The following is a 19,622-nucleotide window of genomic DNA, read 5'->3' on the forward strand; positions in this document are numbered from 1 at the left end:
GAGTTAGCTGATCCGAGCGCAGAAGGCGTCAAGCGCGTCGAGTTGCACTGTCTTGATGCCGGCGACAGCTTTGAACCCGGGCATGGACAAAGGAGCGCCCAGCACCATGCCGGCAGGAAGTTGAAACTCCGCAGGCTCGCGCGTCAGGTTGAAGACGAAGAGCAGTTTTTCGCCGCCCTTTTCGCGGATGAAGGCGAGGAGGTCCTGGTTGGTGTCGATGAACGTCATCTCGCCGTCGACAAGCGCCGGGTGGCTTTTCCGGAAGGCGAGCGTCCGGCGATAGTGATGCAGCACCGAACTGTCGCTGTTCTGCTGCGTATCGACGGAAAGTGCGGCCTGCTCATAGGGTACAGGCAGCCAGCTCTTTTCGGCCGAGGTAAAGCCGGCATGCGCCTTGCCGGCTTCCCAGGGCATCGGCGTGCGGCATCCGTCACGGCCCTTGAAGGCCGGCCAGAAGCGGATGCCGTAGGGATCGCGCAGATCCTCGAAGGCGAGTTCCGCCTCCGGCAGGCCGAGCTCCTCGCCCTGGTAGAGGCAGATCGAGCCGCGCAGCGCCGCCAGCACCGAGATCGCGAGCTTGGCGATGACAGGCCGCTCCTCCTCGCTCAGCGCGAAGCGGCTGACATGGCGCATGACGTCGTGATTGGAGAAGGCCCAGCAGACCCAGCCGTCGGTCACTGCTTTCTGGAAAGCCTCGACGCAACCGCGAATATGGGCGGCCGTGAAATCCGGTCCGAGCAGGTCGAACGTGTAGCACATATGCAGTTTGTCGTCGCCGCTCGTATAGGCGGCCACCGTCTTCAGCGAGCGCGCGCCATCGCCGACCTCGCCGACGGTCGCGCGATCCTCATACCGATCGAGCAGTGCCCGGAAACGTTTGAGGAAGCCGATATTCTCCGGCTGCGTCTTGTCGTAGAGATGGTTCTGCATGCCGTAGGGGTTGGAGTCGGGCGCATCGAGGCCCCCGTCACTGGTATCGGGCTCGTGCGGCGGATTGCTTCTCAGCTGCTTGTCGCAGAAATAATAATTGACCGTATCCAGCCGGAAGCCGTCGACACCGCGGTCGAGCCAGAACTTCACGGTCTCCAGTACCGCGTCCTGCACTTCGCTGCTGTGGAAGTTGAGATCCGGCTGCGAGGTTAGGAAATTGTGCTGGTAATATTGCCGGCGCACGCCGTCCCATTCCCAGCCCGGCCCGCCGAAGATCGAGAGCCAGTTGTTCGGCGCCGTACCGTCGGGCTTCGGATCGGCCCAGACATACCAGTCCGCCTTCGGATTGGTGCGGCTCGCCCGGCTCTCGACGAACCAGGGGTGCCGGTCTGATGTGTGCGAGATCACCTGGTCGATGACGACCTTGATGCCGAGCCTGTGCGCTTCCGCCATCATCTCATCGAAATCGGCGAGCGTCCCGAAGATCGGGTCGACATCGCAATAGTCGGAAACGTCGTAGCCCATGTCGGCCATCGGCGACTTGAAGAAAGGTGAGAGCCAGATCGCGTCGACGCCGAGGCTGGCGATATGCGGCAGCCGGCGGGTAATTCCCTTGAGATCACCGAGCCCGTCGCTGTTGGTGTCCTGAAACGAGCGCGGATAGACCTGATAGATCACTGCACCCCGCCACCAGTCCGCATTCCCGCCTGCCTGCAATGCCATCGGCCATGTCTCCTGCCCTATTCGCGCCCGCCACACTAAAGCGGATGCAACAAAAGACAACCATGTGAAGCCGTCATGAATGGCCTGACAGGCGCCGCAACGTCTCGTCGCGAACCGGCAAGGGGGAGACGTATATAGGCTTGTCCACAACCCAGATCCACCCTCCGGATTTGGGGTTGCAACGCAAAGCCTTTGCGATAAGGTGCGCGCTGACCTGCACGTAAAAGGTCAAACTCGGGAACAAATGTCTAATAAAGGCGCAAAGCCTAGAAAGGTGGACCCACCATGAACCAATTCACGAAAAAATTTCTTGCCTCTGCGATGCTTGGCACATTGCTGGCTTTTTCGGCGCACGCGGCCACGCTCAACATTCATAATGGTGGCGACCCGCAGTCGCTCGATCCGCAGAAACTTTCAGGCGACTGGGAGAATCGTATCGCCGGTGACATTTTCGAAGGCCTCGTCACCGAGGACGCCAAGGACAACCCGGTCCCCGGCCAGGCCGAAAGCTGGACCATTTCGCCGGATGGCAAGGTCTATACCTTCAAGCTTCGTGACGGCATCAAGTGGTCCGATGGCCAGCCGGTAACGGCAGGAGACTTCGTCTTCGCCTTCCAGCGCCTCGTCGACCCGAAGAACGCCGCCGACTATGCCTATCTGCAGTTCACCATCAAGAACGCCGAAAAGATCAACAAGGGCGAGATCACCGACTTCAACCAGCTCGGCGTCAAGGCGATCGACGACAAGACGCTCGAAATCACCCTTGAGAACCCGACACCCTATTTCCTCAATGCCCTGATGCATTACACGGCCTATCCGCTGCCGAAGCATGTCGTCGAAGCGAAGGGCCAGGATTGGGTCAAGATCGGCAATATCGTCACCAACGGCCCCTATAAGCCGGTCGAGTGGGTTCCGGGCTCGCATGTTACGACTGTCAAGAACGATCAGTGGTACGGCACCAAGGATCTGAAGATCGACGGCGCCAAGTTCTTCGTGCTGGAAGATCAGGAAGCGGCACTGAAACGTTACCGCGCCGGTGAATTCGATATCATGACCGACTTCCCGACCGACCAGTACGAGTGGATGAAGAAGAACCTGCCGGGCCAGGCGCATGTCGCCCCCTTCTCCGGCCTTTATTATTATGTCGTCAACTCGCAGAAGCCGCCCTTCAGCGACAAGCGCGTCCGCCAGGCTCTCTCGATGGCGATCAACCGCGAAGTGATCGGTCCGCAGATCCTCGGCACCGGCGAATTGCCGGCCTATTCCTGGGTTCCGCCGGGCACGGCGAATTACGGCGAACCGGCCTATGTCAGCTGGAAGGACCTGCCCTATAAGGATAAGGTCGCAGAGGCCAAGAAGCTTCTGGCAGAAGCCGGCTTCGGACCGGACAAGCCGCTCCACGCCGTCCTCAGCTACAACACCAACGACAACCATAAGCGCATCGCCGTCGCGATCGCGTCCATGTGGAAGCCGCTCGGCGTCGATGTCGAACTCGTCAATGCCGAAACCAAGGTGCATTACGACCAGATGCAGCGCGGCCAGGTGGAGATCGGCCGCGCCGGCTGGCTCGCCGACTACAACGACCCGGACAACTTCCTGAACCTGCTCGTCACAGGTGTGCAGATGAATTACGGCCGCTGGTCCAATCCTGATTACGACAAGATGATCAAGGAAGGCAACGCCGAGACGGACCTCAAGAAGCGCGCCGAAATCTTCAAGAAGGCCGAGCAGCTTGCGCTGGATGAATCCGCCGCCCTGCCGATCTACTATTATGTCTCGAAGAATGTCGTTTCGCCGAAGATCGAAGGCTTCGTCGATAACATTCAGGACATCCACCGCACCCGCTGGCTGTCGATGAAAGAGTAAGGGAAAACGGTCCTTTCCGCGCGTAGCGGAAAGGACCGGCCCACGACCATGATCAAATACGCCCTCCGTCGCCTTCTGTCGACGATCCCCGTCATGTGGATCGCCGTAACAGCCTCGTTTTTTGTTTTGCGCCTTGCCCCCGGCGGCCCTTTCGATGGCGAAAGGCCATTGCCGCCGGTCATCCTCAAAAACCTCGCTAGCCACTACAATCTGGATAAGCCGCTGATCCAGCAGTACCTGATCTATGTCGGCGATCTGCTCAGGGGCGATCTCGGCCCGTCCTTCGCCAGCGAGGACTTCACCGTCGCCCAGCAGATCATGATCGGCCTGCCCTATACCTTCACCATCGGCACGGCCGCCTTCCTGATTGCCATCATCGTCGGCGTGGCCGTCGGCTGTCTTGGCGCCCTCTATCAGAACAAGGCGCCGGATTATATTCTGGGCGCGCTCATCCTGGTCGGCGTCGTGCTGCCGAACTTCTTGATCGCGCCGATCCTGCAATTGATCTTCGGCATCCATCTCGCCTGGTTTCCGGTCGGCGGCTGGGGTGACGGCTCGATCAAATACCTCATTCTGCCGATCGTCGTTCTGGCCTTGCCGCATGCCGGTCGCATCTCGCGCATCACCCGCGGCTCGATGATCGAGGTGATGAACCAGAACTTCATCCGCACCGCCAAGGCCAAGGGCATCGGCCCGCGCCTGACGGTCATGCGCCACGCGCTGAAGCCTGCGCTGATGCCTGTTGTTTCCTATCTGGGTCCGGCGGCAAGCTACCTTCTCACCGGCTCGCTGGTTGTCGAAAGCATCTTCGGATTGCCCGGCATCGGCCGCTACTTCGTCAACGCGGCGCTGAACCGCGATTACGGCATGGTTCTCGGCACGGTCATCTTCTACATGGTGCTGATCGTCTTCCTGAACCTTCTGGTCGATATCGCCTATGCCTGGCTGGACCCGAAAGTGAGAAACCGATGATCCTCAATCCCGCAAAACGCGAGCTTCTTGCCCAGGAGCTTCTGGAGGCGGAAGGTCTCGCGCCCGAAGGCCGTTCGCTCACCAAGGATGCGCTGCGCCGCCTCGGGCGCAACAAGGCGGCCGTGCTCTCGATCGCCGTCCTGGGCCTCTTGATCCTCGCCGCCTTCCTCGGCCCGTGGTTCATTCCCTTCAACTACGAGGACCCGGATTGGGCGGCTTTCCGCATCCCGCCCTCAATCGAGACCGGCCATTATTTCGGCACCGACCCGAATGGCCGCGATCTTCTCGCACGCGTCCTCTACGGCACCCGCGTCTCGCTTGCCGTGGCGCTGACGGCGACCGTCGTCTCCGTCGTCATCGGCGTGCTCTATGGGGCGATCTCCGGCTATATCGGCGGCAGGCTGGATGCGATCATGATGCGTTTCGTCGATATCATGTACGCGCTTCCCTACATCCTCTTCGTCATCCTGCTGATGGTGATCTTCGGCCGCAACGTCTACCTGCTCTTTGCCGCGATCGGCGCGCTGGAGTGGCTGACAATGGCCCGTATCGTGCGCGGCCAGACGCTCTCGATCAAACACCGGGAATTCATCGAGGCGGCGCGCGCATCCGGGCAGCGGCCGTTCAAGATCATCGTCAAGCACATCATTCCGAACCTCGTCGGCCCCGTCGTCATCTTCGCGGCGCTGACCGTGCCTGAAATCATCGCAACGGAAAGCTTCCTCTCCTATCTCGGCTTCGGCGTGCAGGAACCGCTGACCTCGCTCGGCACGCTGATCGCCGAGGGAACCGACGCCATGGAAAGCATGCCCTGGCTGCTGATCTTCCCGGCAAGTTTCCTCGTCGCCCTGCTGCTCAGCCTGCTCTTCATCGGCGACGGCCTGCGCGACGCGTTCGACCCGAAGGATCGATAGAATGCCTCAGGAAAAAGACATCCTCCTCGAACTCGAGAATTACTCGATCACTTTCGCCACGCCCGACGGCGAGGTGAAGGCGGTCTCGAACATGAACCTCACCGTCCGGCGCGGCGAGCGCATCGCCATCGTCGGCGAGTCCGGCTCCGGCAAGAGCCAGACCTTCCTCGGCATCATGGGCCTGCTCGCCAAGAACGGCAGGACGACGGGACAGGCGCGGCTTGAAGGCAAGGACGTGCTGTCGCTGAAACCGCGCGAACTCGACCAGATCCGCGGCAAGGACATGGCCATGGTCTTTCAGGACCCGATGACCGCCCTGAACCCGTCTCTGAAGATTTCCCGGCAGTTGACGGAACAGCTGGAGGTTCACCGCGGTCTGACGGCGCGGGCCGCATCTGCCGCCGCCCTCGACATGCTGAAGCGCGTCGGCATCCCCGACCCGACGCGACGCTTCCATCTCTATCCGCACGAACTGTCAGGCGGCATGCGCCAGCGCATCGTCATCGCCATGGCGCTGCTGACGAAGCCGAAGCTCCTGATCGCCGACGAGCCGACGACCGCCCTCGATGTCACCATCCAGGCGCAGATCCTCGATCTCTTCAACGATCTGACGGCGGAGATGAACACGGCGCTCATCATGATCACCCATGATCTTGGCGTCGTCGCCGGCCTCGCCGACCGCGTCGCCGTCATGTATGCCGGCCGCATCGTCGAGGAGGCGCCCGTCGACGAGCTCTTCGACAATCCGGCCCATCCTTATACGGCGGCATTGCATGCCTCGATCCCGCGCCCGGACCAGGATGTCGACGACCTTGTCGTCATTCCCGGCCGTCCGCCGAACCTGCAGCATCTGCCGAAGGGCTGCAATTTCTCGCCGCGCTGTTCGCAAGTGCAGAACGATTGCATCGACCGTCCGCCCTCCCTCGAAACGCTGGCGCCGCGCCATTGTGCGGCCTGCTACCATCCGTTCCCCCGTCGCGAGGAGTTGCTGAACCATGGCTGATCGATCGCTACTGAGGGTCGAGAACCTGACGACCCAGTTCGAACTGCCGGCAAAAGGCCTCTTCAAGCCGCCGGTTTTCCTCACCGCCGTCAACAATGTCAGCTTCGATCTCGCCGAAGGCCGCACGCTCGGCATCGTCGGCGAATCTGGCTGCGGCAAATCCACGCTCGGCCGCTCCATCCTGCGCCTCCTGAAATCGCAGAAAGGCCGCATCCTCTGGCAGGGCCGCAATCTTCTCGACCTCACGGACGAGGAAATGCGCGCCGCGCGCCGCGACATGCAGATCATCTTCCAGGATCCGATCGCTTCACTCGACCCGCGCATGACGGTCGGCGACATCATCGCCGAGCCCCTCACCGTCTTCGAGCCCAAGCTTTCGAAGGCCGCGCGCACCCAGCGCGTGCGCGAGATCATGAGTGCCGTCGGCCTCGTGCCGGAGATGATCAACCGCTATCCGCACGAATTCTCGGGCGGCCAGGCGCAGCGCATCGGTATTGCCCGCGCCGTCGTCACCAAGCCGAAGCTCATCGTCTGCGACGAACCGGTTTCGGCGCTCGACGTCTCGATCCAGGGGCAGGTGATCACGCTCCTGCGCAAGCTGCGCAAGGAATTCGGCCTGACGCTGATCTTCATCAGCCACGACCTCTCGGTCGTGCGCCTGATCTCGGACGACGTGCTGGTGCTCTATCTCGGCCGCGTGGTTGAATCAGGCGACTGTGCCACCGTCTTCGATCATCCGGCTCACCCCTATACGCAGGCGCTGTTTTCCGCAGCACCGATTCCGGATCCGAAGCTCGCGCGGCTGCGCACCCGCATCCGTCTGCAGGGCGATCCGCCCTCGCCGCTCAATCCACCGAAAGGCTGCGTCTTCTCGCCGCGCTGCTGGAAAGCGACCGACATCTGTCGCACTGAAATGCCGCCGACCGAAGAAGTCCGCCTCGGCCAGAAGGCCGCCTGCTATCATATGGACAGGCCGTGAATGGAACGAAGGCCGCCTGAAGTGGCCTTCGCCCTTTCCGAACATTTGCCTGTTCATCGCCAGGACCAAGTGTTCCGAAAACAGACTTATCTCGGAATCTATAGTCTATGATAACGAAGATTTAGCTGCGGATATGCTATCGCGTTCGGGCCTAATCATGGGCCAGGGGAACGATACATGAAATCGAAACTATCTGGATTGATCGCGCTGGCAGCCGCGATCGTCGCCTGCTCAGCCGTATCATCGCATGCCGAAGATCTGAAGTTCCAGCTCACCAACGGCACCAATTCCGTCCTGACACGCTTCTACAGCTCGCCGACGGGCGTCAACAGCTGGGAAGAAGACGTCTTCGGCGAAAACGTTCTCAATCCGGGTGAGACCGTGAACATCACCATCGCCGATGGCCGCACCGTCTGCAAATATGACATGCGCTTCGAATTCGACGAAAACTCGGATCTCGACACCACCGAAGACACGCAGGACCTTTGCGAACTCGGCAGCTATACCATCCACGAATAACCATCCGTCGCCTGCGCCTCCTTCGCTTCGTCCGTGGAGGCGGGCTTTTCATTCCTCGTAAGATCGGATCGGCGCTTGTCACTCCGCCCGGCTCCGCGTATCAGCGGATGAAACGTCAATCAAACGATGGAGCTGCCTGTTGAATCAGCGGCGCTCATGACGGGAGGACAAGGTGAGCAGACGGTTTCTATCGATCGGTGAATGCATGGTGGAGCTCTCGCAGGCAGGCGACGGTCTGCTGCGCAAGGGTTTTGCCGGCGATACCTTCAATACCGCCTGGTATGCCCGCGCCTGCCTTGGCCCCGACTGGTCCGTCGATTATTTCACCGCCCTCGGAGACGACGCCATGTCGGATGAGATGGTGGCCTTTATCGACAAGGCGGGGATCGGCACGAGCCTCATCCGCCGCATCAGGGGCAAGACGCCCGGCCTCTATATGATCAGCCTGAAGGACGGCGAGCGCTCGTTCAGCTACTGGCGCGACAATTCGGCTGCCCGCAGCCTCGCCGCCGATCCTGATCGCCTACGCGAGGCGGTGGAAAGCGCCGACGTCGTCTATTTCTCAGGCATCACCCTCGCCATCCTTCCGCAGGAGGACGCCGCGACGCTGCTGGCCGAAGTCCGCCGCGCCAAGGCCGCCGGCAAACTCGTGGTCTTCGATCCCAACATCCGTCCCCGCCTCTGGGCGAGCTACGACGTGATGCACGCGACGATCAGCGAAGGCGCCCGCTCCGCCGTACTCGTCATGCCGAGCTTCGACGACGAAGCGGCCCATTTCGGCGACGATTCCATCGAAGCGACCATCCACCGCTATCGCGCGCTCGGCGCCGCCAATATCGTCGTCAAGAACGGCGCAGAAGGCGTCAGGTTGAATTTTGCCGGCGAGGAGAGCTTCGTTCCGGCCGAGAAGGTGAAGAAGGTGGTCGATACGACAAGCGCCGGCGACAGTTTCAACGGCGCCTTCCTCTCCCGATATCTGGAAACCGGCGATGCGCCCGCCGCCGCCCGCTTCGCCGCCGGCGTCGCAGCCCGGGTCGTCAGTGAACACGGCGCATTGGTCGTAAAGGAAAAGCTTGGTTTGGGCGCCTGAGCCCGCGCATGACGACATCATAAGAACGCCACGCGCGGGCACTCCCCGCCTTAGGGCATTTCTGCTCCCCAGGTGAAACGGGAAATCAGGATTTCGTCGGCCGATCGGTCTCGCGAACCGCCTCGTCGTGATACCAGCAGCTATCGAGGGCCGCATCGCAGACTTCGGCTGCCTCGCGCTCCATCACCCGGGCGCGTTCGAACCGGCTGGCGGTTCGCGGCGGCCTGACGGGAAACTGGTAGATCGTTGCGGATTCACGATGGAAACCGGTGGGCATCAGATCGCCTCCATTCAGCTCGCGCATCAACATTTGGCACCAAAACCATAGCACAATGCACATAGTTTATGCAAATTGCACAAAATATGCGCACAACTGCCGCAATGATTGATCGCTGTGCTGTCTACGGCGGAAGCTTCCGCCTATTTGTTCAACACTTCATCACTTCCAGCTAACGCCCAATTTTTCATCCGGTTCCAAGGCCGAAATTTCTGGTCTTCCTTGATGATTCAGCCCTCGGCCGTGAACCCGGGCTGCTTTCGGGGGAAGCGAAAAAAGCGTCGCGGCCGGCTGATTCGCGATTTTTCTTTCGCAAGGCATCAAACTGGCACGCTACATGCTTCAATAGATGCATCCCCTGGCGGTCGGATGCGTTTGCGCGCCGAGATCGTCTCCGGATTTGCTCACCTTCGTAGCATTTGAGAGAGTCACGATGACAAAATATAAGCTCGAGTATATTTGGCTCGATGGGTACACTCCGGTACCGAACCTGCGTGGCAAGACGCAGATCAAGGAATTCGACGCATTCCCGACGCTGGAACAGCTTCCGCTCTGGGGCTTCGACGGTTCGTCGACCATGCAGGCCGAAGGCCGCAGCTCCGATTGCGTGCTGAAGCCCGTCGCCATCTATCCCGACCCGGCCCGCACCAACGGCGCGCTCGTCATGTGCGAAGTCATGATGCCCGATGGCGTCACGCCGCACCCGAGCAACGCTCGTGCGACCATCCTCGACGATGAAGATGCCTGGTTCGGCTTCGAGCAGGAATACTTCTTCTACCAGAACGGCCGTCCGCTCGGCTTCCCCGAGCAGGGCTACCCGGCTCCGCAGGGCCCCTACTACACCGGCGTCGGCTATTCGAACGTCGGCGACGTGGCCCGCGAAATCGTCGAAGAACATCTCGATCTCTGCCTGGCTGCCGGCATCAACCACGAAGGCATCAACGCCGAAGTGGCCAAGGGTCAGTGGGAATTCCAGATTTTCGGCAAGGGCTCCAAAAAGGCTGCCGACCAGATCTGGATGGCACGCTACCTGCTGCAGCGCCTGACCGAAAAATACGGCATCGACATCGAGTATCACTGCAAGCCGCTCGGCGACACCGACTGGAACGGTTCGGGCATGCACTGCAACTTCTCGACCAAGTACATGCGCGAAGTCGGCGGCAAGGCCTATTTCGAAGCGCTGATGGCGCAGTTCGAAAAGAACCTGATGGACCACATCAACGTCTACGGTCCTGACAACGACAAGCGCCTGACCGGCAAGCACGAGACGGCTCCGTGGAACAAGTTCTCCTACGGCGTTGCCGACCGTGGCGCTTCGATCCGCGTTCCGCACTCCTTCGTCAAGAACGACTACAAGGGCTATCTGGAAGATCGCCGCCCGAACTCGCAGGGCTGCCCCTACCAGATCGCTTCGCAGGTTCTGAAGACGATTTCGGAAGTTCCGCTCGCCGGTTCTGCTTCCGCTGCCGCCTAACCTCCCAAGCGGCGCCGGTCCTCGACCGGCGCCGTCATTCTTTTTGCCTGAAAAACATGGTCGGCCGCTGACATATTCGCGGCGATCGAGCCGCTAGATGCCTGAAAGCATTGGCAAGCGGCTGTAATATTTCCATCATGGTCATGCCTCAAAATAGGCAAGCGGGAATCGCCGTTCCGGAACCCCGCTTTGGGGTTGAGCGTTGACAGATCACTGCAACGCGGATGGAAATCACGACATGCTGCAACGTCCGGCAAACACTTACAGCGGCGAGAGCTGGGCCAATGCCGCCTCCGCCGGCAAACTGCCGGAACGGCTGGTGATCGTCACCGATGCCTGGCATCCGCAGGTCAATGGCGTGGTGCGCTCGATCGAAAACACCAATCGCGAGCTGGCAAAGATGGGCGTCGAAGTTTCGATGGTCACGCCGGAGCGCTTCAACAGCATCCCCTGCCCCACCTATCCCGAGATCCGCCTGTCGATCGCCAGTTACCGCCGCATCGCCCGCGAGATCGCAAAGCACAATCCCTCTTATGTGCATATCGCCACTGAAGGGCCGCTGGGGCTGACCGCCCGCCGCTGGTGCCTGAAGAACCGCATGCCGTTTTCGACGAGCTACCACACCCGCTTTCCGGAATATGTCGCGGCCCGCCTGCCGATCCCGAAGAGCTGGCTCTATTCCTTCGTCCGCTGGTTCCACAATGGCGGCGCCGGCTGCATGGTGGCGACACCGAGCCTTGCGCACGAGCTGTCAGAAAAGGGCATCCGCAATCTCATGCCCTGGAGCCGCGGCATCGACGCCACACAGTTCCGTCCGATGGCACTCGAGGAAAAACCCTTCAGCCTGCCGCGCCCGATCTTCATGACCGTCGGCCGCGTGGCGCTCGAAAAGAACCTGCCGGCTTTCCTCGATCTTGATCTGCCGGGCTCAAAGGTCGTCGTCGGCGACGGCCCGGCGCGCGCCGAGCTCGAGAAGCAATATCCTGATGTTTTCTTCGCCGGCGTGAAATTCGGCGAGGAGCTGGCGCAGGCCTATGCCCAGGCTGACGTCTTTGTCTTCCCCTCGCTCACCGACACCTTCGGCAACACCATCTTGGAAGCGCTGGCCTCGGGCGTCCCGGTCGCCGCCTATCCGGTCACCGGCCCGCTCGACATTATCGGCGAAGACAGCGAGGTCGGCGCACTCAATACGGACCTGCGCGCCGCCTGCCTTGCCGCCCTCTCCGCTTCACGGGAGAAGGCGCATGCGCTCGCCATGCAATATTCCTGGGAAGCGGCGACGCTGCAATTCATCAACAACATCCGCGCCGCCAACGGCGTGATCACGCCGAAATGGAAGAAGGCCTGGCAGTTCGCCAAGTCGCTTCCAAGAAGCCGAAAGCCCGGCGAAACCGCCGGGCCTCTCCCGTCCTCGGACTAAAGCAATTCCAGCAAAAGGGTGAAGCGGTTTTGCGTCCGGAATTGCGTGAAGACAAAGAACTCTGATCGCCTTACTTGTGCAAAGCGTTGCGAAGCGTGTCGTTCGCGACGGCAATCGCGCTGCGCGTGGCAGGCGTTTCGGCAATAGCGTTCAAGAGCACGAAGTCGTGGATCGTGCCGTTGTAACGCATTGACGTGACTTTGACGCCGGCCTGGCTGAGCTTGCGGCCATAGGCTTCGCCTTCGTCGCGCAGAACGTCATTTTCATCGGTGATGATGAAAGCCGGCGGCAGGCCGTTCAGTTGCTCCAGCGACGCCTGCAGCGGCGAAGCCGTAGGCTCCTTGCGCTTGGCCTCGTCAGGCAGGTAGGCGTTCCAGAACCACTTCATCGCTTCCTTCGTCAGCCAAGGACCATTGGCGAACTGGTTATAGGAGCCATTATCGAAATTGGCGTCGGTGACGGGATAGAACAATACCTGCTGATCGATCGCAGGACCGCCGCGCTCCTTGGCAAGCAGCGTGACCACCGCCGCCATGTTACCGCCGACGCTGTCGCCCGCAACCGCCAGCCTGCTGGCGTCGATCTTGAACTCCTTGGCATGCTCGGCGACATATTTGGTCGCGGCATAGGCCTGCTCGATGGCAACGGGATAACGGGCTTCCGGCGAGCGTTCATAATCGACGAAGACGACGGCGGCATCGGTGCCATTGGCGATCTCGCGCACCAGCCGGTCGTGCGTATCCGCATCGCCGAGCACCCAGCCGCCGCCATGGAAATAGAGAATGACCGGCAGCGTGCCCTTGGCATGTTCCGGGCGGACGATGCGCAGCTTGATGCTGCCGGTCGGACCAGCCTTGATGACCTTATCTTCTTCCTTTGCAGCGAGCTTTTTGACGTCGCCCTTCTGCGCGCCGGCCAGAACATTGCGGGCATCGGCCGGCGACAGCGTGTAGATCGGCTTGCCGCCGGCAAGACGGTCGATGAATTTCTGCGTCGTCGGTTCGAGGACTGGATCGGCCAGCGCGCCGACGGCGGAGGCTGCCAGGAGTGCTGCTGCGGAAACTGCGGTCTTGACGGTCGACATTGTCTTGTCCTCTCGGGTTCGGTGTCCGTACTGAACACATCTTTATATCGCGCACGATTATTTATCGAGCAATTCGAATTTCGACATGCCTGCCATGCATAAAAATCGCTTCCAATTATTTATCGCACGATATAAATTCGCTCAGTTCTGGAGGTGACCATGCAGGATCAGCTGAAGCTCGACAATTTCATCTGCTTCGCCGTCTATACGGCAAGCCATGCCCTGAACCGCGTCTACAAGCCGCTTCTCGACACGCTCGGCCTCACCTACCCGCAATATCTTGCCATGGTCGCGCTATGGGAACAGGACGGCCAGACCGTCGGCGGCCTCGGCGAAAAGCTCTCCCTGGAATCGAGCACGCTGACCCCTCTGCTCAAACGCCTGGAAAGCGCAGGCTACATCAGGCGCGAGCGTAGCACCGAGGACGAACGCGTCGTCGTCATCCGCTTGAGCGAGGAAGGCATGCGCCTGAAGGAAAAAGCGATCGGCATTCCCGGCTGTATCGTGGAAGCGAGCGGCCGTGATGCGGCGGATCTAACTCGGCTACAGGCCGAGATCGTGGCCTTGCGCGAGGCGTTGAATAAGAGCGTGGCTTAGGTTCAGGGCGATCATATAGACGCCGTGCCTTGGACACCCCCTCTGCCCTGCCGGGCATCTCCCCCACAGGTGGGGAGGTCGGCTGGGCCGCCCGCTCCAACATCAATTGTTTGGGGAGATGCAATCCGCGAGTCGATCTCCCCCCTTGTGGGAGAGATGCCCGGCAGGGCAGAGTGGGGCAACCCCAAGCACAACACAAACGGATATTCCACAAGGCGCCAACGGGCGCCCTACGTCCGCCTCTTCTTGCCTTCGAACGGATTATCCGGCGAGCGGAAATGGATACGGATCGGCACGCTCGGCATGTCGAAATCGTTGCGCAGCCCGTTGATCAGATAGCGCGTATAGGATTCCGGCAGCGCGTCCGAGCGGGTGCAGGAGATCATAAAGGCCGGCGGGCGGGCCTTGACCTGCGTCATGTATTTCAGCTTGATCCGGCGACCGGAAACAGCCGGTGGCGGATGCTGGATCTGCTGCGTCTCCAGCCAGCGGTTGAGCCGCGCCGTCGAAATGCGCTTGTTCCAAACCCTATCCGTGTCGATGATCGACTGCATCAGCTTGTCGAGACCCCAGCCGGTCTGGCCGGAGATCGGCACGGCGCGGATGCCGCGTGCCTGAGGCAGAAGCCGGTCGGTCTTTTCGCGGAGATCCGCCAGCACCGCCTGCCGGTCCTCGATCATATCCCACTTGTTGAAGGCGAGAACCGCCGCGCGGCCTTCGCGCAGCACGAGGTCGACAATCTGCAGATCCTGCTTCTCGAAAGGGATCGTCGCATCGAAGACGATGACGACGGTTTCGGCGAAGCGGATGGCGCGCAGCGCATCCGCGACGGAAAGCTTCTCCAGCTTCTCGGTCACCCGCGCCTTGCGGCGCATGCCTGCGGTGTCGAACATCTTGATGGTTCGGCCGCGCCAGTCCCACTCGACCGAGATGGAATCGCGGGTAATGCCCGCTTCAGGCCCGGTCAGCAGCCGGTCTTCACCGAGGAACCGGTTGATCAGCGTGGATTTGCCGGCATTCGGACGACCGACGATCGCCACCCGGAGCGGCTTGGTGTCGTCATAGACGGGCTCTTCGTCCTCGTCATCGCCCTCATCCGCGCCCTGGGGAATATCGACGTCCGTGACGGCAACATCCTCCTTGGCATAGGCCCGGTCCTTGCCGATCGCCTCGACGATCGCGTCGCGCAGATCAAGCATGCCCTGCCCGTGTTCGGCCGAAATCGGCGTCGGCTCGCCGAGGCCAAGCGTATAGGCATCGTAAAAGCCGCTGTCGGAGCCGCGCGCCTCGGACTTGTTGGCGACGAGCACCACCGGCTTGCCGCGCCGGCGCAGCATTTCGGCAAGGGCGGTGTCGACAGGCGTCAGGCCATTCTTGGCGTCGACAACGAAGAGTGAGAGATCGGCCTCATCAATCGCCGCTTCCGTCTGGGCGCGCATGCGGCCCTGCAGGCTTTCCTCGTCGGCCTCTTCGAGACCGGCCGTGTCGATGATCGTGAAGGTGAGGCCCATCAGCCGCGCATCGCCGGGCCGGCGGTCGCGGGTCACACCCGGCGTATCGTCGACCAGCGCCAGCTTCTTGCCGACCAGCCGGTTGAAAAGCGTCGATTTGCCGACATTCGGACGACCGACGATCGCGACCGTGAAACTCATTCTTTTTCCTTAAAACTCAGCCCTGCGCGGCGGGCGCCTTGCCGGATGCGGTAATGAGATCAAGCATCATATGGGCGCGATTGGCAACATTGCGCGGGCTGTCGGTATCATCGACGATCGACTGGAACCATTGGCGCGCCTGCGCCATATTGCCGGCCTTGTAGGCGGCAAGGCCGAGCGCTTCGCGCGCCGAATGACGGAAGGCGTTGCCCGGCACGGCCATTTCCTCGATCGCAGCCGAAACCTGCTCATAGGTGCCATTCTCGATCTGCAGCCAGCCGGAGCGCATTTTCGCGGCATCGCGCACCGCAGCCGGAACGCCATTGTCCTTGCCGATCTCGTTGAAGGCGGCGATCGCAGCAGCAGCATCGCCCTTCTGCGCCTGGACGGTCGCGGCCCGCATGCGCGCCAGCACCGGATAGGCGCCATGGCCCTCCTTCTCCAGCTTGTCGAGCGCGGCCAGCGCTTCGTCGTTCTTGTTCTCGTCGGCGAGCTTCATCGCCGCCAGGAACTGGTCGCCGGCGCTGGAGGAGCGGTTGTCGTCCCAATATTCATAGACAACCTTGCCGGCGGTGCCGACGACGATCAGGATGGCGACGACGATGATATAGCGGCCGAAGCGGCGCCAGGCACCCTTCATCTGGTCGGATCGCAATTCCTCATTGACTTCACGGATGAAGCTGTCGTCGTTGAATGCCATTCTCGTCTCCGGCCGCGGAAATACCCATACTATGCAAGATGCATATTGCCGGGCCTTCTACCCCATTTTGCCGCCGTTGTAAGGGGGATGTGAAAGATTCGTTACATCCAATGCATGTCGCCGGGAAGGGTGCAGCGGTTCCCGGATAACGACATGCATAAAAACAAAGAGCTAAAGCGCGTCGCGTGAATCAAGTTAACCGCGACGCGCTTTAGAGCGGCGAAACCCCGATCAACCATTCGTGCAGCTTCCAGATGATCAGCGCCCAGGCGACGATGCCGATGACGACGGCATAGAGGTCGTATTTCGCCGAGACGAAGGGCCGGAGCGTGATCTCGCCCGCCCGCTGCCGCCGTTTGAGCGAAATGCGCACGATCACGCCCCAGGCGAGGAAGGCCGCGAACAGCAACACCGACGACGTTTCGCCATTGGCCAGCAGATGCGCCAGCGCCCAGATCTTCACCGAGAGCACCATCGGATGTTTGGTCTTAGTCGCAATATGCCCCGCCGGCAGCAGCGAGGCGACGAGACAGATGATCGCGATCAGCATCAGCGTGATTGTGATATGCGCCATCCAGACCGGCGGATTGTAGAGCATGCCGGTCACCTGCCGGGCCTGGCCGAAACCGTAGATCAGCAGGATCAGCGTGAGAATACTCGCAAGCGAATAGCCGGCCCGCCAGCCATTTTCGCCGAGCCTTGCGATCATCGAGCGGCGCAGATCCGGAGCCACCACCCGCACCAGATGCACTCCAAGAAAAAGTATGATTCCGACGATAAGCAGCGTCATTGCGCATCCCTTCCGTGCCGTTTGTCATGGCTTAGCGGTTGGCGGGAAAAAATGCCAGCAAGACCGCAGCTTCGCCGCAATTCTATCGGAGGGAAACCGCGAACAAATTGTCGCGGTGCCCATGTCTCGTCTTATTCTCGCCACCTGTCTGGCTGCCTCGTTCGTTCTTCCCGCGATGGCGGAAGCGACCGACCGGCCGAAACAGCTCGTCATCATCTCCTTCGACGGCGCCCACGACAATGCGCTCTGGCTGAAGAGCCGCGAGATGGCGGCGAAGAACGGCGCCCACTTCACCTATTTCCTCTCCTGCACCTTCCTGATGAACGAGGCGGCGAAGAAGGCGTATCAGGCGCCGCATCAGAAACGCGGAAAATCCAATGTCGGCTTCGCACAGAGCGATGACGAAATCCGCGAGCGCCTCGGCAATATCTGGCACGCCCATCTCGAAGGCCACGACATATCGAGCCATGCCTGCGGTCATTTCGACGGCCGCCAGTGGAGCGAAGCCGACTGGTCGGCCGAATACGCCACCTTTCATGCGACGCTGAAGAATGCCTGGAAGGGCGTCGGCCTTGCGGAGCCGACCGGCTGGCAGGATCTCGTCAATCACGGCATCAAGGGATTTCGCGCGCCCTATCTCTCGGCAACGGCGGGCGCCGACATGATCGCCGCCGAAAAGAAGGCGGGCTTTTCCTATGATGCCAGCCTCGTCACCAAGGGCCCGGCCATGCCTGTCGAGGAAGACGGCATCATCCGCTTCGGCCTGCCGCTGATCCCCGAAGGCCCGAGCGAAAAGCCGATCATCGGCATGGACTACAATCTCTTCGTCCGCCATTCCAAGGGCGAGGAAGACAGCGCCGATTCGAAGGAATTCGAGGATCGCGCCTACGCCGCCTTCTCCCAGGCCTTCGACCGCCAGTACAATGGCAACCGCATCCCCCTCCAGCTCGGCTTCCACTTCGTCGAAATGAACGGTGGCGCCTATTGGCGCGCGCTAGACCGACTGGTCAGCGACGTCTGCCACCGCGCGGACGTGGCCTGCGTCAGCTATTCGGAAGCGATCCCGATGATCGAGGCGCGCGGAAAGCTGGAGCGGACTTCAGGGCTCTGACGGGAAGCTTTTTGAACGAGGGGTGGTGCCGTGCGGCCCCCTCATCCGCCCTAACGGGCACCTTCTCCCCGCTGGGGCGAAGGGGGAACCGCGACCCCGCCACTTGCAGCCCCTTCTCCCCAGCGGGGAGAAGGTGGCCCGAAGGGTCGGATGAGGGGGCCGCTCGGCACAGCAGGCATTGAAGCCCCACTCATCCAGTCTCACCCATCACCCATCGACATGCACGACGCCGGCTTCCCGCTCGAGATAATGCCGGTCGATCGCCGGCAGCGGCGCGTCTTCGATGGCCGCCTCGAAGGCCTTGAGGCGCTTGTGGATGGAGAGCAGCTCGATGATCGTCGTCCAGGAATTGACCAGATACTGGAACGAGTTACTGACCTGGCCGAAGGCGGTCGAAATCTGCTGGAAGATACCGTAGGTGATCGTGCCCGCCACGATCGTCGGCACCAGCATAAAGATCACGAAGAGTGCGTCCGCCTGGATGTAGAAATAACGGGCGACGTTGAAATACATATAGTGGAAATACATTCGGTAGTAGTTGCGCCGAACATTGTTGAAGAGCTCTCTGACCGTCAGTGGCTGGGCTCTTTCCGCATGGTCCTCACCGTAAACGAGTTCCTTGCGATAGGCCGCTTCGACGCGCTGATTGCGGAAGTTCAGGCCCGGCAGCTTGATACCGGCCACCGCGAGCAGCAGCGTGCCGAACGCCGACCAGAAAAGCGCCAGCCAGAAGAGCGAATTCGCCAGCGGGCCGATGACCGGCAGTTCGGTCACGTAATGCGACAGCGCCAGCAGGATCGGAAGGAAGACCACGAGTGTCATGACCGAGTTGATAAGGCTGATGCCGAGACCCTCGAGGGTGCTCGAAAAGCGCATCGTGTCTTCCTGAACGCGCTGCGAAGCACCTTCGATGTGACGCAGCTTTTCCCACTTGGACATGTAGAAATTGTTCATCGCCGTGCGCCAGCGGAAGATGTAGTGGCTCGTGAAGAAGTCGGTCATGATCGACACGAACATGCTGAGGAAGGCGATCTGACAGAAAACCCACATCAGGCTGTAGAAATTGTCGACAGAAATGCCCGGCTGCTTCGACAAGGCATTTTGGAGAAGGTCACCGAACGGGCGGCGCCAATTGTTGATCACGACGGTGATCTGGACGCCGAAATAGGTCACGAAGATAATCAGCGCCGAACCCCAGATCGACCACAGCTTCCAGGGATGGTTCCGCGCTATCAGATGCCACGAGCCGCAGAAGATCAGCGCCGACAGAAAGAAATAGCTGTAGAACCAGATATTTTCCGGCAGCAGGAAGAAGGAGAGATCGATCGGCTGCTGCTCTTCCGGAACCGGTGCAAAGCCAAACGACGCGCCGAGACCGGCCGCGAGGAAATACCAGCCCAATATTGAAATTAGTGTCCAGACGACAAGCGAAATGAAGAAAGATTTCGGCTGGGGAAAGAAGGAATGAAACACGGGAGGCTTTGCTTTCCTGAACTGTGAGTCTCGGGAGTGTCGGAACAC

General features: G+C 60.9%; 18 protein-coding genes. 11 read left to right on the forward strand and 7 right to left on the reverse strand.

Annotated features, from left to right (window positions below; all coding sequences use genetic code 11):
* Positions 1–3: 3 nt before the first annotated feature.
* Entirely contained in the window at positions 4–1,653 is a 1,650-nt protein-coding gene (locus tag NE852_RS16295) for an alpha-glucosidase family protein (protein WP_008530651.1), read from the reverse strand.
* A 285-nt stretch (positions 1,654–1,938) separates the two neighbouring features.
* On the opposite strand from NE852_RS16295, the gene NE852_RS16300 reads away from it, so the two are divergent.
* The 7 genes from NE852_RS16300 (at position 1,939) to NE852_RS16330 (ending at position 8,996) form a co-directional block, all read left to right on the forward strand.
* The gene (locus NE852_RS16300; protein WP_008530649.1) at positions 1,939–3,519 is read left to right on the forward strand and encodes a peptide ABC transporter substrate-binding protein; all 1,581 of its coding nucleotides are present in this window, start codon (positions 1,939–1,941) and stop codon (positions 3,517–3,519) included.
* A 48-nt stretch (positions 3,520–3,567) separates the two neighbouring features.
* Positions 3,568–4,491, forward strand: coding sequence for an ABC transporter permease subunit (locus NE852_RS16305; protein ID WP_008530648.1), 924 nt, complete (start codon positions 3,568–3,570; stop codon positions 4,489–4,491).
* A complete protein-coding gene (locus NE852_RS16310) occupies positions 4,488–5,405 on the forward strand; it encodes an ABC transporter permease (RefSeq protein WP_258155832.1) in 918 nt (305 codons plus the stop codon). The genes NE852_RS16305 and NE852_RS16310 overlap by 4 nt, the downstream gene beginning before the upstream one ends.
* Before the next feature lies 1 nt (position 5,406).
* The gene (locus NE852_RS16315; RefSeq protein ID WP_008530641.1) at positions 5,407–6,408 is read left to right on the forward strand and encodes an ABC transporter ATP-binding protein; all 1,002 of its coding nucleotides are present in this window, start codon (positions 5,407–5,409) and stop codon (positions 6,406–6,408) included.
* Positions 6,401–7,387: an ABC transporter ATP-binding protein gene (locus tag NE852_RS16320; protein ID WP_258155833.1), complete on the forward strand. Its 987-nt coding sequence runs from the start codon at positions 6,401–6,403 to the stop codon at positions 7,385–7,387. Before NE852_RS16315 ends, NE852_RS16320 begins: the two co-directional genes overlap by 8 nt.
* A 177-nt stretch (positions 7,388–7,564) precedes the next feature.
* Complete coding sequence (locus NE852_RS16325) at positions 7,565–7,906, forward strand: hypothetical protein (protein ID WP_008530639.1); 342 nt, start codon at positions 7,565–7,567, stop codon at positions 7,904–7,906.
* Positions 7,907–8,078: 172 nt separating this feature from the next.
* Complete coding sequence (locus NE852_RS16330) at positions 8,079–8,996, forward strand: sugar kinase (RefSeq protein ID WP_258155834.1); 918 nt, start codon at positions 8,079–8,081, stop codon at positions 8,994–8,996.
* A gap of 85 nt (positions 8,997–9,081) precedes the next feature.
* Here NE852_RS16330 and gstI read toward each other — a convergent pair whose 3' ends face one another.
* Positions 9,082–9,273: a glutamine synthetase translation inhibitor GstI gene (gstI, locus tag NE852_RS16335; RefSeq protein ID WP_037172908.1), complete on the reverse strand. Its 192-nt coding sequence runs from the start codon at positions 9,271–9,273 to the stop codon at positions 9,082–9,084.
* A 433-nt stretch (positions 9,274–9,706) separates the two neighbouring features.
* Between gstI and NE852_RS16340 the strand changes: the two genes are divergently transcribed.
* The gene (locus NE852_RS16340) at positions 9,707–10,747 is read left to right on the forward strand and encodes a glutamine synthetase beta-grasp domain-containing protein (RefSeq protein ID WP_008530633.1); all 1,041 of its coding nucleotides are present in this window, start codon (positions 9,707–9,709) and stop codon (positions 10,745–10,747) included.
* A 238-nt stretch (positions 10,748–10,985) separates the two neighbouring features.
* On the forward strand, positions 10,986–12,167 hold the full coding sequence (locus NE852_RS16345; protein WP_258155835.1) for a glycosyltransferase family 1 protein: 1,182 nt from the start codon (positions 10,986–10,988) through the stop codon (positions 12,165–12,167).
* A 70-nt stretch (positions 12,168–12,237) separates the two neighbouring features.
* Here NE852_RS16345 and NE852_RS16350 read toward each other — a convergent pair whose 3' ends face one another.
* The gene (locus tag NE852_RS16350) at positions 12,238–13,251 is read right to left on the reverse strand and encodes an alpha/beta hydrolase (protein ID WP_008530625.1); all 1,014 of its coding nucleotides are present in this window, start codon (positions 13,249–13,251) and stop codon (positions 12,238–12,240) included.
* 159 nt (positions 13,252–13,410) lie between these two features.
* Here NE852_RS16350 and NE852_RS16355 point away from each other — a divergent pair, with 159 nt between their 5' ends.
* The gene (locus NE852_RS16355; RefSeq protein WP_008530623.1) at positions 13,411–13,848 is read left to right on the forward strand and encodes a MarR family winged helix-turn-helix transcriptional regulator; all 438 of its coding nucleotides are present in this window, start codon (positions 13,411–13,413) and stop codon (positions 13,846–13,848) included.
* A 230-nt stretch (positions 13,849–14,078) separates the two neighbouring features.
* On the opposite strand, the gene der is transcribed toward NE852_RS16355, so the two are convergent.
* From der to NE852_RS16370, 3 genes are all read right to left on the reverse strand, one after another.
* Positions 14,079–15,500 (reverse strand): ribosome biogenesis GTPase Der, encoded by a 1,422-nt coding sequence (der, locus tag NE852_RS16360; RefSeq protein WP_258155836.1) that lies wholly within the window; start codon positions 15,498–15,500, stop codon positions 14,079–14,081.
* Positions 15,501–15,516: 16 nt separating this feature from the next.
* Entirely contained in the window at positions 15,517–16,200 is a 684-nt protein-coding gene (locus NE852_RS16365; protein WP_008530617.1) for a tetratricopeptide repeat protein, read from the reverse strand.
* A gap of 211 nt (positions 16,201–16,411) precedes the next feature.
* The gene (locus tag NE852_RS16370; RefSeq protein ID WP_008530616.1) at positions 16,412–16,990 is read right to left on the reverse strand and encodes an NnrU family protein; all 579 of its coding nucleotides are present in this window, start codon (positions 16,988–16,990) and stop codon (positions 16,412–16,414) included.
* Positions 16,991–17,111: 121 nt separating this feature from the next.
* Here NE852_RS16370 and NE852_RS16375 point away from each other — a divergent pair, with 121 nt between their 5' ends.
* Positions 17,112–18,101 (forward strand): hypothetical protein, encoded by a 990-nt coding sequence (locus tag NE852_RS16375; RefSeq protein WP_008530615.1) that lies wholly within the window; start codon positions 17,112–17,114, stop codon positions 18,099–18,101.
* 207 nt (positions 18,102–18,308) lie between these two features.
* On the opposite strand, the gene sbmA is transcribed toward NE852_RS16375, so the two are convergent.
* On the reverse strand, positions 18,309–19,574 hold the full coding sequence (gene sbmA / locus NE852_RS16380; RefSeq protein ID WP_008530614.1) for a peptide antibiotic transporter SbmA: 1,266 nt from the start codon (positions 19,572–19,574) through the stop codon (positions 18,309–18,311).
* Between the last annotated feature and the right edge of the window lie 48 nt (positions 19,575–19,622).

Origin of the sequence: Rhizobium sp. Pop5, from assembly GCF_024721175.1 — a bacterium.
In the GTDB taxonomy this organism is placed as follows: domain Bacteria; phylum Pseudomonadota; class Alphaproteobacteria; order Rhizobiales; family Rhizobiaceae; genus Rhizobium.